Annotated in this window: 18 protein-coding genes; 5 read left to right on the top strand and 13 right to left on the bottom strand. The window is 52.4% G+C overall.

The window, feature by feature from the left end; all coding sequences use genetic code 11:
* Positions 1-8: 8 nt before the first annotated feature.
* The 4 genes from LA337_20515 (at position 9) to LA337_20500 (ending at position 4,903) form a co-directional block, all read left to right on the top strand.
* A complete protein-coding gene (locus LA337_20515) occupies positions 9-404 on the top strand; it encodes an enamine/imine deaminase (GenBank protein UBI15515.1) in 396 nt (131 codons plus the stop codon).
* 87 nt (positions 405-491) lie between these two features.
* Positions 492-1,856, top strand: a complete 1,365-nt coding sequence (gene tdcG / locus LA337_20510) for an L-serine ammonia-lyase (GenBank protein UBI15514.1) — start codon at positions 492-494, stop codon at positions 1,854-1,856.
* Between the two features lie 380 nt (positions 1,857-2,236).
* On the top strand, positions 2,237-3,568 hold the full coding sequence (locus tag LA337_20505) for an amino acid permease (GenBank protein UBI15513.1): 1,332 nt from the start codon (positions 2,237-2,239) through the stop codon (positions 3,566-3,568).
* Between the two features lie 24 nt (positions 3,569-3,592).
* A complete protein-coding gene (locus LA337_20500) occupies positions 3,593-4,903 on the top strand; it encodes a serine dehydratase subunit alpha family protein (GenBank protein ID UBI15512.1) in 1,311 nt (436 codons plus the stop codon).
* A gap of 54 nt (positions 4,904-4,957) precedes the next feature.
* On the opposite strand, the gene LA337_20495 is transcribed toward LA337_20500, so the two are convergent.
* Positions 4,958-5,107: a hypothetical protein gene (locus tag LA337_20495; protein UBI15511.1), complete on the bottom strand. Its 150-nt coding sequence runs from the start codon at positions 5,105-5,107 to the stop codon at positions 4,958-4,960.
* A gap of 26 nt (positions 5,108-5,133) precedes the next feature.
* On the bottom strand, positions 5,134-5,835 hold the full coding sequence (locus LA337_20490) for a pirin family protein (GenBank protein UBI15510.1): 702 nt from the start codon (positions 5,833-5,835) through the stop codon (positions 5,134-5,136).
* A 104-nt stretch (positions 5,836-5,939) separates the two neighbouring features.
* Here LA337_20490 and yhaJ point away from each other — a divergent pair, with 104 nt between their 5' ends.
* Positions 5,940-6,836, top strand: coding sequence for a DNA-binding transcriptional regulator YhaJ (yhaJ, locus tag LA337_20485; GenBank protein ID UBI15509.1), 897 nt, complete (start codon positions 5,940-5,942; stop codon positions 6,834-6,836).
* A gap of 108 nt (positions 6,837-6,944) precedes the next feature.
* Here the strand turns inward: yhaJ and LA337_20480 are convergent, their stop codons facing one another.
* From LA337_20480 to LA337_20430, 11 genes are all read right to left on the bottom strand, one after another.
* Entirely contained in the window at positions 6,945-7,310 is a 366-nt protein-coding gene (locus LA337_20480) for a DUF805 domain-containing protein (protein ID UBI15508.1), read from the bottom strand.
* Between the two features lie 125 nt (positions 7,311-7,435).
* A complete protein-coding gene (gene yqjG / locus LA337_20475; protein ID UBI15507.1) occupies positions 7,436-8,422 on the bottom strand; it encodes a glutathionyl-hydroquinone reductase YqjG in 987 nt (328 codons plus the stop codon).
* 72 nt (positions 8,423-8,494) lie between these two features.
* Positions 8,495-8,887: a DoxX family protein gene (locus LA337_20470; GenBank protein UBI18525.1), complete on the bottom strand. Its 393-nt coding sequence runs from the start codon at positions 8,885-8,887 to the stop codon at positions 8,495-8,497.
* A 175-nt stretch (positions 8,888-9,062) separates the two neighbouring features.
* Positions 9,063-9,362, bottom strand: a complete 300-nt coding sequence (locus LA337_20465) for a YqjK-like family protein (protein UBI15506.1) — start codon at positions 9,360-9,362, stop codon at positions 9,063-9,065.
* A complete protein-coding gene (locus LA337_20460) occupies positions 9,362-9,757 on the bottom strand; it encodes a phage holin family protein (protein UBI15505.1) in 396 nt (131 codons plus the stop codon). Before LA337_20460 ends, LA337_20465 begins: the two co-directional genes overlap by 1 nt.
* Positions 9,758-9,759: 2 nt before the next feature.
* Positions 9,760-10,065 carry a YqjD family protein gene (locus LA337_20455; protein ID UBI15504.1) on the bottom strand — a complete coding sequence of 102 codons (306 nt, stop codon included), beginning with the start codon at positions 10,063-10,065 and terminating at the stop codon, positions 9,760-9,762.
* A gap of 33 nt (positions 10,066-10,098) precedes the next feature.
* Complete coding sequence (locus LA337_20450) at positions 10,099-10,467, bottom strand: DUF1090 domain-containing protein (protein ID UBI15503.1); 369 nt, start codon at positions 10,465-10,467, stop codon at positions 10,099-10,101.
* Between the two features lie 147 nt (positions 10,468-10,614).
* Positions 10,615-10,983, bottom strand: coding sequence for an EnvZ/OmpR regulon moderator MzrA (gene mzrA, locus LA337_20445; protein ID UBI18524.1), 369 nt, complete (start codon positions 10,981-10,983; stop codon positions 10,615-10,617).
* A gap of 18 nt (positions 10,984-11,001) precedes the next feature.
* Positions 11,002-11,664: a DedA family protein gene (locus tag LA337_20440; GenBank protein UBI15502.1), complete on the bottom strand. Its 663-nt coding sequence runs from the start codon at positions 11,662-11,664 to the stop codon at positions 11,002-11,004.
* Between the two features lie 348 nt (positions 11,665-12,012).
* The gene (gene exuR, locus LA337_20435) at positions 12,013-12,789 is read right to left on the bottom strand and encodes a transcriptional regulator ExuR (protein UBI15501.1); all 777 of its coding nucleotides are present in this window, start codon (positions 12,787-12,789) and stop codon (positions 12,013-12,015) included.
* Between the two features lie 134 nt (positions 12,790-12,923).
* Positions 12,924-14,225 carry an MFS transporter gene (locus tag LA337_20430; protein ID UBI15500.1) on the bottom strand — a complete coding sequence of 434 codons (1,302 nt, stop codon included), beginning with the start codon at positions 14,223-14,225 and terminating at the stop codon, positions 12,924-12,926.
* Positions 14,226-14,274 lie beyond the last annotated feature (49 nt).

Genomic DNA, 14,274 nt, shown 5'->3' with positions numbered 1-14,274 from the left:
GAGGGACTATGAGAAAAGTTATTGCAACCGAATGTGCGCCAGGGGCCATCGGGCCTTACGTACAGGGTGTGGATCTGGGCAGTATGGTGTTGACGTCAGGTCAAATCCCGGTATGTCCACAGACCGGTGAAGTGGCAGAAAACGTGGCCGATCAGGCGCGTCAAAGCCTGGAAAACGTGAAAGCGATCGTCGAGTCCGCAGGTTTGAAAGTGAGCGATATCGTGAAGACGACCGTTTTCGTATCCGACCTGAACGATTTCGCCACCATTAACCAGGTGTACCAGCAGTTCTTTGATGAGCATAAGGCAATTTACCCTACGCGCAGTTGCGTACAGGTCGCCCGCTTACCCAAGGATGTGAAGCTCGAGATTGAAGCCATCGCCGTACGTGGCGACACGCTGTAATCCCTTGCGGGGCGATCGCAGGATCACCCCGATCCTTAATGAGTGTGAAACCTGGTCTTCACTGAACGGCAATCCGAGGGTGTGGATATGATTAGCGCATTCGATATTTTTAAGATTGGCATTGGACCTTCCAGCTCCCATACCGTGGGGCCAATGAACGCTGGTAAAAGCTTTATCGATCTGTTGGTCAGCAGCGGAGAACTTCCCAGAACCACGCATATTGTGGTCGATCTTTACGGCTCGCTCTCCCTGACCGGAAAAGGTCATGCGACAGATGTCGCCATCATAATGGGACTGGCCGGAAACAGTCCGCAAAACGTTAATATAGATTCAATCGCTGGCTTTATTCAGGAAGTGGCCCGTACCGGACGTTTACCGGTTGCAGAGGGCACGCATGTTGTCGATTTCACTCCAGATAAAAATATTCTCTTTCATAGCGAAACGCTGCCGCGCCATGAAAATGGCATGCGTATTACCGCGTGGAACGGCACCGAGACGCTGCTAAGTAAAACCTATTACTCCGTCGGCGGTGGTTTTATCGTTGAAGAGGAGCAATTTGGTCAGGCGCATGATGTTGAAGCACACGTGCCCTACAATTTTCATTCCGCCAGCGAACTGCTGAAACTGTGTGAGCGCAACGGGCTGTCTGTTTCCGGCCTGATGATGCAAAACGAACTGGCGATGCGCAGCAAAGAAGAAATCGATGCTGGCTTTGCCGCCATCTGGGACGTCATGCACGCCGGGATCGAGCGCGGTATGAACACCGAAGGCGTCCTGCCGGGCCCGCTTAACGTTCCGCGTCGCGCCGTGGCATTACGTCGGTTGCTGGTTTCCAGTGATAATTTGTCCAGCGACCCGATGAACGTGATTGACTGGATCAACATGTTCGCGCTGGCCGTGAGCGAAGAAAACGCCGCCGGTTGCCGGGTTGTCACGGCACCGACCAACGGCGCATGTGGGATTATCCCTGCTGTCCTGGCCTATTACGACAAGTTCCGTCGTCCGGTGAATGCGAACTCCATTGCTCGTTATTTGCTGGCCGCGGGGGCGATAGGCGCGCTGTATAAGATGAACGCCTCTATTTCTGGTGCTGAGGTGGGCTGTCAGGGTGAGATTGGCGTGGCCTGTTCAATGGCGGCAGCCGGGCTGACAGAGTTGCTTGGCGGTAGCCCGTCACAGGTTTGTATTGCGGCTGAAATCGCCATGGAGCATAACCTGGGGCTGACCTGCGACCCGGTCGCCGGACAGGTGCAAATACCGTGCATTGAGCGTAATGCGATCAACGCGGTAAAAGCCGTCAACGCCGCGCGTATGGCGCTACGTCGGACGTCAGAGCCACGCGTGTCGCTCGATAAGGTGATCGAGACCATGTATGAAACAGGCAAAGATATGAACGACAAATACCGTGAAACGTCGCGCGGTGGCCTGGCGATTAAGGTGGTTTGTACCTGAGGTTAAAAGCCGAGCCTGATGGCACCCAGCTTTCAGGCCTACGGTTTGCGCGCGTTTGTAGGCCGGATAAGGCGCAAGCGCCGCCATCCGGCCATGAATGAATTAATCAACATAGCAGAATAAAAAGGTGCACTTTAGTGCACCTTTTTTGTTGTGATCGGCTTCAAAATTAGAAATTAAATTCTTTATGTGAGTTTAAAAGAGAAATTATTTCTTAACTTTTAGAAATTACAGGGGTTTGTTTGTGAAGTTTTTCTCTGACCCTGCGCGTATGATTTCCTCATTACTCCAATAGCTCGCCTGCACCTTAGTACTGCGTATCGCATTGAGGCAGTACGAAAAAATATAAAAACCTCTACCTACACATTGAGCGGGAAATTATGGAAACAACAACAAATAACAGCGTAATACTCGACGCGTCTGCTCCGGCTCGCCGGGCGGGAATGACCGAAAGTGAATGGCGCGAAGCCATTAAATTCGACAGCACGGACACCGGCTGGGTCATTATGAGTATCGGTATGGCAATTGGCGCGGGGATTGTTTTTCTTCCTGTCCAGGTAGGGCTGATGGGGCTGTGGGTGTTCTTGCTCTCCTCTATCATCGGCTACCCAGCCATGTATCTGTTCCAGCGGCTGTTTATTAATACGCTGGCTGAGTCCCCAGAGTGTAAAGACTATCCGAGCGTAATCAGCGGCTATCTGGGTAAGAACTGGGGCATCCTGTTAGGTGCGTTGTATTTTGTGATGCTGGTTATCTGGATGTTTGTTTATTCCACCGCCATTACCAACGATAGCGCCTCCTACCTGCACACTTTTGGCGTTACTGAAGGTTTGCTGTCCGACAGCCCGTTTTATGGCCTGGTGCTGATTTGCATCCTGGTTGCCCTCTCGTCACGCGGTGAACAAATGCTGTTTAAAATCTCCACCGGCATGGTACTGACCAAGCTACTGGTGGTTGCTGCGCTTGGCGTATCAATGGTGGGAATGTGGCATTTGCATAACGCAGGTTCACTGCCGCCGATGGCGTTACTGATCAAAAACGCGATCATCACGCTGCCGTTCACGCTGACCTCGATTCTGTTTATTCAGACCTTAAGCCCGATGGTTATCTCATACCGTTCTCGCAATAAATCCATTGAAGTGGCGCGCCATAAAGCCCTGCGTGCTATGAACATTGCGTTCGGTATCCTGTTTGTTACCGTCTTTTTCTACGCCGTTTCCTTCACGCTGGCGATGGGCCATGACGAAGCGGTTAAAGCCTACGAGCAGAACATTTCCGCTCTGGCGATTGCCGCGCAGTTTATCAACGGTGCGGGTGCGGGCTGGGTGAAAATTGTTAGCGTTATTCTGAACATTTTCGCCGTTATGACCGCTTTCTTCGGCGTTTACTTAGGTTTCCGTGAAGCCACTCAGGGGATCGTGATGAACATTCTGCGTCGTAAAATGCCAGCAGAGAAAATCAATGAGACCCTGGTTCAGCGCGGCATTATGGTTTTCGCCATCCTGTTGGCGTGGAGCGCAATTGTGCTGAATGCACCGGTACTGAGCTTCACCTCTATTTGTAGCCCTATTTTCGGCATGGTGGGTTGTCTGATCCCGGCCTGGCTGGTTTACAAAGTTCCTGCACTGCACAAATACAAAGGCGCTTCCCTGTATCTGATTATTATCACGGGCCTGCTGCTGTGCATTTCTCCGTTCCTGGCATTTTCCTGAGATATCTGAGCAAAGGTTGTTGTTATGTTTGAGACTACATTGAATCCATTATGGGATAGTTTTATCCGCGCGGTGCAGGAAGAAGTTAAGCCTGCGCTGGGTTGTACGGAACCTATCTCTCTGGCTCTGGCGGCAGCGGTCGCAGCCGCTGAGCTGGGCGGCGCGGTTGAACGCATTGATGCGTGGGTCTCACCGAACCTGATGAAAAACGGCATGGGCGTTACCGTGCCGGGTACCGGAATGGTCGGGTTGCCTGTCGCGGCAGCGCTGGGTGCGCTGGGTGGAAATGCCCGCGCCGGTTTAGAGGTACTGAAAGACGCGTCGCCACAAGCGATCGCCGATGCGAAAGCGATGCTGACCGCAGGGAAGGTTGCTGTGATGCTGCAGGAGCCTTGCGAGGACATCCTCTTTTCCCGCGCGAAGGTTTACGGCGCTGAAGGATGGGCGTGCGTAACGATTGTGGGCGGTCATACCAACATTGTGCGCATCGAGACCAATAAAGGCGTGGTGTTCACCACAGAACAGAACGCTGAGGAAGAGGAGCAGGAGTCACCGCTGGCGGTACTGTCTCACACGTCGTTGGAAGAGATTCTGGCGTTCGTGAACGCGGTACCGTTTGAGTCAATCCGCTTCATTCTCGATGCGGCAAAACTGAACGGTGCACTGTCTCAGGAAGGGCTGCGCGGTAACTGGGGCTTGCACATCGGAACCACGCTTGAGAAGCAATGTGCGCGTGGCCTGCTGGCGAACGATCTCTCCACCTCTATTCTGATCCGTACCAGCGCGGCATCGGATGCGCGAATGGGCGGGGCGACGCTGCCGGCCATGAGCAACTCCGGCTCCGGTAATCAGGGGATTACCGCTACCGTTCCGGTCATGGTGGTGGCCGAGCACTTTGGCGCGGATGAAGAGAAACTGGCGCGTGCGCTGATGTTGTCTCACCTGAGTGCTATCTACATCCATCATCAGCTCCCGCGTTTGTCTGCACTGTGTGCGGCAACCACGGCGGCGATGGGCGCCGCGGCGGGGATGGCATGGATCGTTGATGGTCGCTACAACACTATCGCAATGGCGATCAGCAGCATGATTGGCGACGTAAGCGGGATGATTTGTGATGGCGCTTCGAACAGCTGTGCGATGAAAGTCTCAACCAGTGCATCTGCGGCGTGGAAAGCGGTGCTGATGGCGCTGGATGATACCGCTGTAACCGGCAATGAAGGGATTGTGGCGCATAACGTGGAGCAATCTATCAGTAACCTGTGCGCGCTGGCGTGTCGTTCTATGCAGGAAACCGACAAGCAGATCATTGAGATCATGGCCAGTAAAGCGCATTAATCTGTAGGCCGGGTAAGGCGCAGCCGCTACCCGGCATCAGCCTGAGCCGCCTTTTCAGGCGGCTTCTTCGTCTTCCAGCCGTAGCTCGGCATCGGCCACAATCGCTTCCAGCTCCGTCAGCATTTCTTCATAACCGAAGGTAACCGTTTCCTGCTTTTTAGGCTCAGTCTGCGGCTGGCGTTTTTTTGATGATTTCTTGCTCAATAGTCGTACTCCGTTGTTTTCCCTGACTATACGGGCAAATCTATCAGCAAAGCGCGCAGCGGGGTATCAGCGACTAACGTTATGTTAGTTTCGTCACGAATAAATGCGCCATCGCCGCAGGTGAGCGCTTCTTTTTCGGCGCCAGATGTTACCGCATGGAATCTGCCGTGAATCGACTGTAAGTAAGCCCGCGGCCCATGTAACTGAAAACTCAGAGATTCACCCTGTTGCAGTTCAACGTGGTGCACCCATACCTGTTGGCGTAGATGCAGGCTGCCTTGTTCACCGTCTGGCGAGGCCAGCAGCTGATGCTTACCGGCGCTCAACGTGGCTTTCTGTACGCAGGCGTTTTCGCGCTGCGGACAGGCGTCCAGCCAGAGCTGCATTCTGGTTAATGGTTTATCTTTGCTGATATTGTGTTCGCTGTAGCTGATTCCTGGCTGTGTCGCGAGTAGTAAAACTTCTCCCGCTTTGGCCTGAATATGGTTGCCTTCGCTGTCGCGGTACTCCGCTTCCCCTTCGAGGATCAGATTGACGATATCCACCTTCGGATAGGTCCGTGGCTGGAAAGAGGCCCCCGGTGCCAGAACTTCCTGGTTCAGAACACGCAGCGAGGCATAACCCAGCAGTTTAGGATCAAAATAGTGTCCAAAGGAGAAGGTATAACGGGCCTGCAGCCAGCCGTAGTCTGCTTGCCCGCATTGTTTGGCTGTACGGGTAGTAATCATAGTTCTTGACCTCTCTTTACTTCCTTTTATGTTAAATGGCTAGACGCTGCATTGTTAGCCAGATATTCTGCCCGGTATGTTCAAATTTCCTGAATGAGAACGAGATGGCCAAAGAAAGGGCTTTAACGCTTGAAGCGTTACGCGTCATGGACGCAATAGACCGACGCGGCAGCTTTGCCGCAGCGGCGGACGAACTGGGGCGTGTTCCTTCTGCGCTCAGCTATACCATGCAGAAGCTGGAGGAGGAGCTGGACGTGGTGCTGTTTGACCGTTCAGGTCATCGCACAAAATTCACCAACGTCGGGCGTATGCTGCTGGAGCGTGGGCGTGTACTGCTGGAAGCTGCGGATAAACTGACCACCGATGCCGAAGCATTGGCTCGCGGTTGGGAAACGCATCTGACCATCGTCACCGAAGCGCTGGTGCCGACGGCGGCATTTTTCCCGTTGATTGACAGGCTTGCCGGGAAGGCCAATACCCAGCTTTCCGTTATTACCGAAGTTCTGGCCGGGGCGTGGGAGCGTCTGGAGCAGGGGCGGGCGGATATCGTGATTGCGCCGGATATGCATTTTCGCTCATCCTCAGAAATCAACTCGCGTAAGCTGTACTCGCTGATGAACGTCTATGTAGCGGCCCCGGAGCATCCCATCCATCAGGAGCCGGAACCGTTATCGGAAGTCACCCGCGTGAAATACCGCGGGATCGCGGTGGCGGATACCGCCCGTGAACGTCCGGTGCTGACCGTCCAACTGCTGGATAAACAGCCGCGTCTTACGGTGAGTACGATAGAAGATAAACGCCAGGCGCTGTTGGCCGGTCTTGGCGTGGCGACGATGCCGTACCCGCTGGTGGAAGAGGATATTGCGGCTGGTCGGCTGCGGGTAGTTAGCCCGGAATCGACAAGCGAAATTGATATTATTATGGCCTGGCGTCGGGACAGCATGGGCGAGGCGAAATCCTGGTGTCTGCGAGAAATCCCCAAGCTGTTTGCAGGTAAATAGCTGGACTGTTACGCCGGATGTGGTGCTAAGCACCTTATCCGGCCTGGAAGACGGAGTATGTTGTAGGCCTGATAAGCGTAGCACCATCAGGCATCTACATATGCTACGTCAGGATAACTGTTTGGGATCGGGCCCAAAGCGGTTACTCCCCTGAGTCCCGTTTTGACAGTTGAAAATGATGATCACCAACCAGCCTACGATCGGGATCAGCAGCACCAGCAGCCACCAGGCTGAACGATCGGTGTCATGCAAACGCCGGAACTGCACTGCCCACCAGGGGATAAATACCAGAACCCCATAAATCGTCGTTAATATACCTTCTCCCCCGGCGCGCTCCCAGCCAAGCATTCTGTCCAGAATACCCAGCACGAACGTGAAGATGATGTTGACCAACACAAACATCCAGTATTCTTTACGACGCGCGCGGCCACCAAAACCAAAGTAGTTCTTTAATACGTTTAAATACCAATCCATTTTTGCCTCGTTCTGCATTCAATTACTTGTTTTTAAAGCAATCAAATTAAGAATAGCCGTGAATGAAATGATGGTAAATATTTGTGGTGTTAATTATTTGGCCCCCAGATGAGGGCCAGTGTAAATCATGCGAAACGCTCGTCACGCCCATGAGGTTCGCTTAGATCCTGCCACGGCCCAACAGAAATAATACCAGTCGGGTTAATGGTTTTGTGGCTACGGAAGTAGTGATTGCGGATGTGATCGAAATTGACGGTTTCCGCAATACCTGGCATCTGGTAGATATCGCGCAGGAAACCGTACAGGTTCAGATAGTCGCTAATCCGGTGTTTGTCGCATTTGAAGTGGGTTACATACACGGGATCAAAACGCACCAGCGTGGTCCACAGGCGAATATCGGCCTCGGTTAACTGGTTGCCGGTCAGGTAGCGATGTTGTCCAAGGATTTGTTCCAGTCTCGCCAGCGATTGGAAGACTTTTTCCACTGCGTCGTCGTAGGCTTCCTGACTGGTGGCAAATCCGGCTTTATACACGCCGTTATTGACGTTGTCATAAATCCAGCCGTTCAGCTCATCGATTTTGCTTTGCAAGGCTGGTGGATAGTAATCCCCGGCTTTTGCGCCCAGCGCATCAAACGCAGTATTAAACATGCGGATGATTTCTGCAGATTCATTGCTGACAATGGTGTGGTTCTTTTTATCCCACAGCACCGGAACGGTCACCCGTCCGCTGTAGTGAGGATTGGCGTGTAAATAGAGCTGATAAAGAAAGTCGTGCTGATACAGGGTATCACCGGTTGCCGCCGGGAAGTTATCGTCAAAGGTCCAGCCGTTTTCCAGCATCAACGGATGTACTACGGAAACGGAAATGAACGGTTCCAGCCCTTTAAGTTTTCGCAAAATCAGCGTGCGATGCGCCCACGGACAGGCCAGCGAAACGTACAGATGATAGCGATCTTTTTCGGCAGCAAAGCCAGCCTCACCGGTTGAGCCAGGCGCGCCATCCGCGGTGAGCCAGTTACGGAAAGCCGATGCAGAACGTTGAAATTTTCCCCCGGTTGATTTGGTATCGTACCAGGTGTCATGCCAGACGCCGTCAATCAGTTGTCCCATGATTTTCGCCTCCTCAGATAGCAAAAGCGAGGAGATATCTCCTCGCTTTTTGATGTGTTCAGTATAGTTTGCTTACCACTTTTTATTCAGTACACGGTCGATGCTAAAGGCGCCCGGACCGGTGATAGCCAGCAGCAGGAAACCGCCTGCGATAGTCAGGTTTTTCATGAACATCAGAGAGTTCACACCTTCCGCAAAGTTGCTGTGGAAGAGGAACGCCGTCAGCAGCGTGAAGCCTGCGGTGAACAGTGCGGTCGTACGGGTCAGGAAACCGAACAGAATTGCCAGACCGCCGCCAAACTCAAGCAGAATCACCAGCGGTAGCATAAATCCTGGGACGCCCATGGCTTCCATGTACTGTTGGGTACCCGCATATCCGGTGATTTTTCCCCAACCTGCGGAAATAAACAGGATTGGCATCAGAATGCGCGCTACCAGTACACCAACATCTTCTAATTTCTTCATCATACTCTCCAGGAAACCACTCAGGCGGCTTATTGTGTTTTTTTGTGCATCGGCGCTGCAGAGCGCGTCGTTGCTGTCGATGGAGAGAATCATAAACGTGCTTAGTGACAATTGTTAGCAAGGAAAACTGTCAATATTTTTCAAAAATTTTGAGGTTAGGGGGGGAAGAGGGGTTTTAGCCACGCAGTTGCTGCTGTCTGATGGTGGATTTAACCAGACGCCAGATGCTCCAGACGCTAAAACCGCGTTTGGCCCAGCGTACCAGCAGATTTGGGTTACGAATGGTGCGAACCGCCATAATGCTGCTCCCGACTAACACCCAGCCACGCAGGTTCAACAGCGTTTTCCAGCCACGATCGTAAACTTCGGTGGCTTCCAGCCAGTCGCGGCGAGTGGCAGACAGATCCAGCCGTTGCTGCTGGATCTGTCCAAGCAGTTGCGCCTTACGTTGTTGACGTTCGACTTTACTGCTCATTATGCATCATCCTCCAGGGCACGCCTGTCGTTAGCGAGCTCATTGCGCGTATGGCGCAGCAGCGTTGTTTTACGTGCCTTACGCAGCGTCCATAGCCCGCCGATAAGCGCTAAAAGCAACAGCACAACGGTGGTGGCAATCATGGCGTTCAGACGATATTGTGGATCTATAGCCCAGATGATAAGCACCATCAGGCTCATCAGTCCAAACGCCGCGAACAGCATGGTAAGCCCAAGCATCAGCAGGATCTGGATGAGATTGGATTTTTCCTCTTCCAGCTCAACGACGGCCAGCCGCAGCCGCGTCTCTACGATCTCAACGAGAATCGTCAGGATCCGCTGTCCAATACCCAGTACGCCTTTGCCTGGACCTTGTGCGTGTTGAGAATCTGCCATTGTTAACGGCGCGACAGCAGTACACCAAGCACCACACCGACTGCAGCGCCAATGCCGACGCCTGTCCATGGGTTTTCGCGCACGTAGTTATCGGCTTTAGCCGCTGCCTCACGGGTCTGTTTGGCAATCACATCGCTGGTTTCGCTCAGGCGATGGCGGCTCTCGCGCAAAGCGTGTTCGGCTTTGCTGCGAATTTTACTCATCTCTTCCTTCGACTTATCGCCAGAGGAGCTAAGTACTTCTTCAAGCGTATCCGCAAGAGATTTCAGCTCAGCGCGCAGGTTTTCCGTAGCATTATCTTTCGACATAGTTTTCTCCAGTTGAGTGGCTAGTTACCGTACTTAGTAATCGCGGGTCTCGAGTTCTTTCAGCTCTTTCTGAGCTTCAGCAAGCTTGTGCTCGCGCTTTGCTATCTTATCCGCATCGCCTTTTTGCTTCGCCTCGGCCAAATCACGTTGACGCTCGGCTATCTCGTCTTTCTGCTCAGCAATTTTTTTCTGATGGTCGGCGCGCAGTTTGCTGTCAGTACAGTTAGCCCTAACTTCGCTGAGTGCTTTGTTCAGGCCATTGATGCGGTTTTGATTGTTGTGCTTTTCGGCATAGCTAATCTCCCGCTGAATATCCTGTTCTTTTTCCTGACAGAGGGTGGAGGCGTAACTGCCGGCACTGAGAGCGAAAAGACTAATTGCTAAAGCGATGCGGTATTTCATTCTTGAACCTTCCATTGTGATTCGACCTGGTGGCTAAGGCCGATGCTCCAGAGTAATAAAGCGTTGAGTCATAAACCCAGTTTATTAATCATAGGCGTTAAATGATGAAATCACCAAAGTGAGTGATCTAATTCAGAATCCTGGAGATTAACCAAAACGGTGCGGGGTATCACGTAAGCGGGATAACCACTGTACCGCCTGATTATCATCATCCTGCTGGGCAATAACGAAACCATGCGGTAACGTTCGGTCCAGCACGACCTTTGCGGCTGCGCTCTGCGCGCTGGAATCAAAGGTGATTAGCAGCGCGTCATTTTGCGGAGTAATGCTTTTAAAGCGAATACCGTTGGCGTCCAGGTGATGCCAGATAGAGAAGCCATCAGGCATGGTGGCTCCCTGATTTACTGCACGAATGGCAAGCGTTGACTCCTGCTGGCGGATGACCGACCAGGTCAGGAGCAGCGCGCCAATAAAAAGCATAAAGGTAGTGGTCCAGGCAAGTCGTCGGAGCGTTATGCGTGATTTCAGCATAATTTACCCTCGGTTCCCGTATTTCTTTTTCCAAAGCACAACCAGTGAACCTGCCAGACCAAACACCAGTAACACCACGGGAAGCAGCATCAGGCAAGACATCAGCTGATCTTCATATTTGAGAAACACTGGCGTTTTGCCCAGCAGATAGCCAAGCGTTGTGAGAATCAGAACCCAAAGCAGTCCGCTCATCCAGTTAAAGAACTGAAAGCGCGCATTGTTCAGGCCGGACAATCCTGCGATGGTCGGCAGTAGTGTTCTGACAAACGCGATAAAGCGACCGACCAGCAGCGCAGACAAGCCATGCTTATGGAACAGATGATGCGCACGCTGATGATAATGCGCTGGTAGATGGGACAGCCAGTTTTGTACGGTGCGGGTATTTCCCAGCCATCGCCCCTGGATATAGCTGAGCCAGCAACCGAGGCTGGCTGCGGTGGTAAGCAGCAGTACTGTTTGCGGGAAACCCATCGCGCCTTTGGCGATAAGTACGCCGACCAGTACCAGAAGACTGTCGCCAGGTAAAAAGGCTGCTGGCAGCAGTCCGTTTTCCAGAAACAAAATGGTAAATAGTACGAAATAGAGCATGCCAATCATGGAAGGATTGGCCAGCGTTTCAAAATCCTGAGCCCATAAAGCATTCAGTAATTGAGTCAGTAGTTCCATTCAATATTCCTGGAGAATCGGTTGTCGTCATGCCGGTTTTCTGGAGTTTGTAACGCCGCAATTTAATTGGTGTTTTTTACATGGATCGCGGTCTGACACAAATTCACGGCCTGAACTATTCCCTGTAAAGTTGTGAAGTAAGCAAGCTCTCAAACACAAAAATTCAAATAACAACTAATTGTAACAAAGGTCAACGTTGTCCGTTATAGAAATTACGGTTGTTGAACTGTGATTTTGCTTATCGCAATGGAGGGAGGCGAGAGGATTTACACAGGCTGACACTTTATACCTAACGCTTACCAAGCGTCAGAAACAGGCGCTTTGTCGCGCCTGCATCGCTAAGATTGTTTATTTTGCGCCGTTAGCCGCCGTATCGAGATGAACAACGGGATTTTCAGTAAAAAGATAACGGTCAGCATTGAACTCAAAATCATCGCTGGTTTCGTTAAACAGCATCTGTTTGGTGTTCTCAAGGTGCTGCCACATTGCCAGCTTGGCGGCATGGGGATCTTTGCGAATCAGCGCCCGCAGGATCTGGTCATGGTCGTCACACCAGTTATCTACCGTACGCAGGTCGATGTGGTCGTGTAGTTTCTTCCAGTAGGGGTTGTGAATACGTTGAGTCCACATTTTTTCAACAATCGCGGCCAGAGCGGAGTTCTGCGTTGCCAGCGCGACCTGCACATGGAACTGGAGATCCCACTCGGAGTCACGAAAGCTTTTTTCGTTACGCGACTTCTCCTGAATTTCCATCAGCTTCATGATGTCCTGTTTGGTCACCTGAGTGGCGGCAAACTCGGCAATGTTGCTCTCAATCAACTGGCGAGCCTGGAGCAGCTCAAAAGGACCGTAGCTGGCGAACTCCAGATTTTCATCTGGCGCGACATAATGTTTAGGTTGGTTCGAAATGACGTGGATCCCCGATCCTTTACGCACTTCAACGTAGCCCTCAACCTCGAGCATGATGATCGCTTCACGAACCACGGTGCGGCTGACATTTTTTTCATCGGCGATAAAGCGCTCGGCGGGGAGTTTATCACCCACCAGGTAGACGCCCTGCTCAATGCGTTCTTTCAGATCAGCGGCAAGTTGTTGGTACAAACGTCGTGGTTCGGTGATTTCCATATGCGCTCCAGGCATGATACGGCAGACTATATTTGTTATACCACTTTTGCGAATACGGCTCCACTCGCGGCGACAAAAAAGCCGCCAGATAACTGGCGGCTTCACATTATATACCCTTGATGAATAACATCGGGTTAATTTTGCGTCGCGGGATCGCCGGTTTGTGAACCCGAATCTACCTCGCTGGCCGATTTGTTCTGCAATACCGTCCAGATGACTAACGCGCCGAGTAGGTCGAATACCGCCAGTACGGCGAACAGCGGGCTAAAGCCGATGGTGTCAGCCAGCGCGCCAACGACCAGTGCAAACAGCGTACTTGCAAGCCAGGCGGACATACCGGTCAGACCGTTTGCGGTTGCCACTTCATTACGACCAAATACGTCAGAAGAGAGCGTAATCAGGGCACCAGAAAGCGCCTGGTGAGCAAAGCCGCCGATGCACAGCAGAGCGATAGCAATGTACGGACTGGTGAACAGGCCGATCATCCCTGGGCCAATCATCAGCAATGCGCCCATGGTGACGACCATTTTACGCGAAACGATCAGGTTAACCCCGAACCAGCGCTGGAACAGCGGCGGTAAATAACCCCCTACGATACAACCCAGGTCAGCAAACAGCATTGGCATCCAGGCAAACATCGCAATTTCTTTCAGGTTAAAGCCGTAGACTTTAAACATGAACAGCGGGATCCAGGCGTTGAAAGTACCCCAGGCCGGCTCTGCCAGGAAACGCGGCAGCGCGATACCCCAGAACTGACGGTTACGCAGGATCTGACCGAGGGACATTTTCTTCGCGGTACTGTTTTTATGCTGTGATTCCTGACCATTCAGAATGTAATCACGTTCTTCATCAGACAGTTTTTTCTGGTCGCGTGGGTGTTTGTAGAACACCAGCCAGGACATCGCCCAAATGAAGCTCAGCGCACCGGAAATAATGAATGCCATCTGCCAGCTGTGCATGACGATAGCCCAGACGACCAGCGGCGGAGCAATCATCGCGCCGATAGAAGAACCCACGTTAAAGTAACCTACGGCAATTGAACGCTCTTTAGCCGGGAACCATTCGGAGCTGGCTTTCAGACCTGCGGGGATCATCGCGGCTTCAGCGGCACCTACCGCGCCACGCGCCAGCGCCAGTCCACCCCAACTGCCAGCCAATGCGGTCGCGCCGCAGAAGACGGCCCACAGAACGGCGAACATCGCGTAACCAATTTTAGTGCCGAGCACATCGAGCACATAGCCGGCAACGGGTTGCATTACGGTGTAAGCAGCAGAATACGCTGCGATGATATAGGAATACTGTTGAGTGGAGATGTGTAACTCTTCCATCAGAGTTGGCGCAGCTGCCGCCACAGTGTTACGTGTCAGGTAACCCAGCACGGTGCCAAGCGTCACCAGTGCGATCATGTACCAACGTAACCCTTTAATTTTACGCATGTAAAACCTCATCGTTTTGTTATTTCCGCGAACGAGCGGTCATCTTCCA

This window comes from Citrobacter europaeus, assembly GCA_020099315.1.
Classification (GTDB): domain Bacteria; phylum Pseudomonadota; class Gammaproteobacteria; order Enterobacterales; family Enterobacteriaceae; genus Citrobacter; species Citrobacter europaeus.
The sequence above is the reverse complement of the archived record's forward strand: the minus strand, read 5'-3'. Positions and strand labels throughout refer to the sequence as shown.

Bases quoted from the DNA above. Each gene is read 5' to 3' on its own strand.
- LA337_20450 (UBI15503.1), bottom strand. From the start codon at position 10,467: ATGAAATACCGCATCGCTTTAGCAATTAGTCTTTTCGCTCTCAGTGCC.
- LA337_20470 (UBI18525.1), bottom strand. From the start codon at position 8,887: ATGAAGAAATTAGAAGATGTTGGTGTACTGGTAGCGCGCATTCTGATG.
- LA337_20505 (UBI15513.1), top strand. From the start codon at position 2,237: ATGGAAACAACAACAAATAACAGCGTAATACTCGACGCGTCTGCTCCG.
- yhaJ (UBI15509.1), top strand. From the start codon at position 5,940: ATGGCCAAAGAAAGGGCTTTAACGCTTGAAGCGTTACGCGTCATGGAC.
- exuR (UBI15501.1), bottom strand. From the start codon at position 12,789: ATGGAAATCACCGAACCACGACGTTTGTACCAACAACTTGCCGCTGAT.
- LA337_20490 (UBI15510.1), bottom strand. From the start codon at position 5,835: ATGATTACTACCCGTACAGCCAAACAATGCGGGCAAGCAGACTACGGC.
- LA337_20460 (UBI15505.1), bottom strand. From the start codon at position 9,757: ATGGCAGATTCTCAACACGCACAAGGTCCAGGCAAAGGCGTACTGGGT.
- LA337_20430 (UBI15500.1), bottom strand. From the start codon at position 14,225: ATGCGTAAAATTAAAGGGTTACGTTGGTACATGATCGCACTGGTGACG.
- LA337_20515 (UBI15515.1), top strand. From the start codon at position 9: ATGAGAAAAGTTATTGCAACCGAATGTGCGCCAGGGGCCATCGGGCCT.
- LA337_20440 (UBI15502.1), bottom strand. From the start codon at position 11,664: ATGGAACTACTGACTCAATTACTGAATGCTTTATGGGCTCAGGATTTT.
- LA337_20455 (UBI15504.1), bottom strand. From the start codon at position 10,065: ATGTCGAAAGATAATGCTACGGAAAACCTGCGCGCTGAGCTGAAATCT.
- LA337_20480 (UBI15508.1), bottom strand. From the start codon at position 7,310: ATGGATTGGTATTTAAACGTATTAAAGAACTACTTTGGTTTTGGTGGC.
- tdcG (UBI15514.1), top strand. From the start codon at position 492: ATGATTAGCGCATTCGATATTTTTAAGATTGGCATTGGACCTTCCAGC.
- yqjG (UBI15507.1), bottom strand. From the start codon at position 8,422: ATGGGACAACTGATTGACGGCGTCTGGCATGACACCTGGTACGATACC.
- LA337_20500 (UBI15512.1), top strand. From the start codon at position 3,593: ATGTTTGAGACTACATTGAATCCATTATGGGATAGTTTTATCCGCGCG.
- LA337_20465 (UBI15506.1), bottom strand. From the start codon at position 9,362: ATGAGCAGTAAAGTCGAACGTCAACAACGTAAGGCGCAACTGCTTGGA.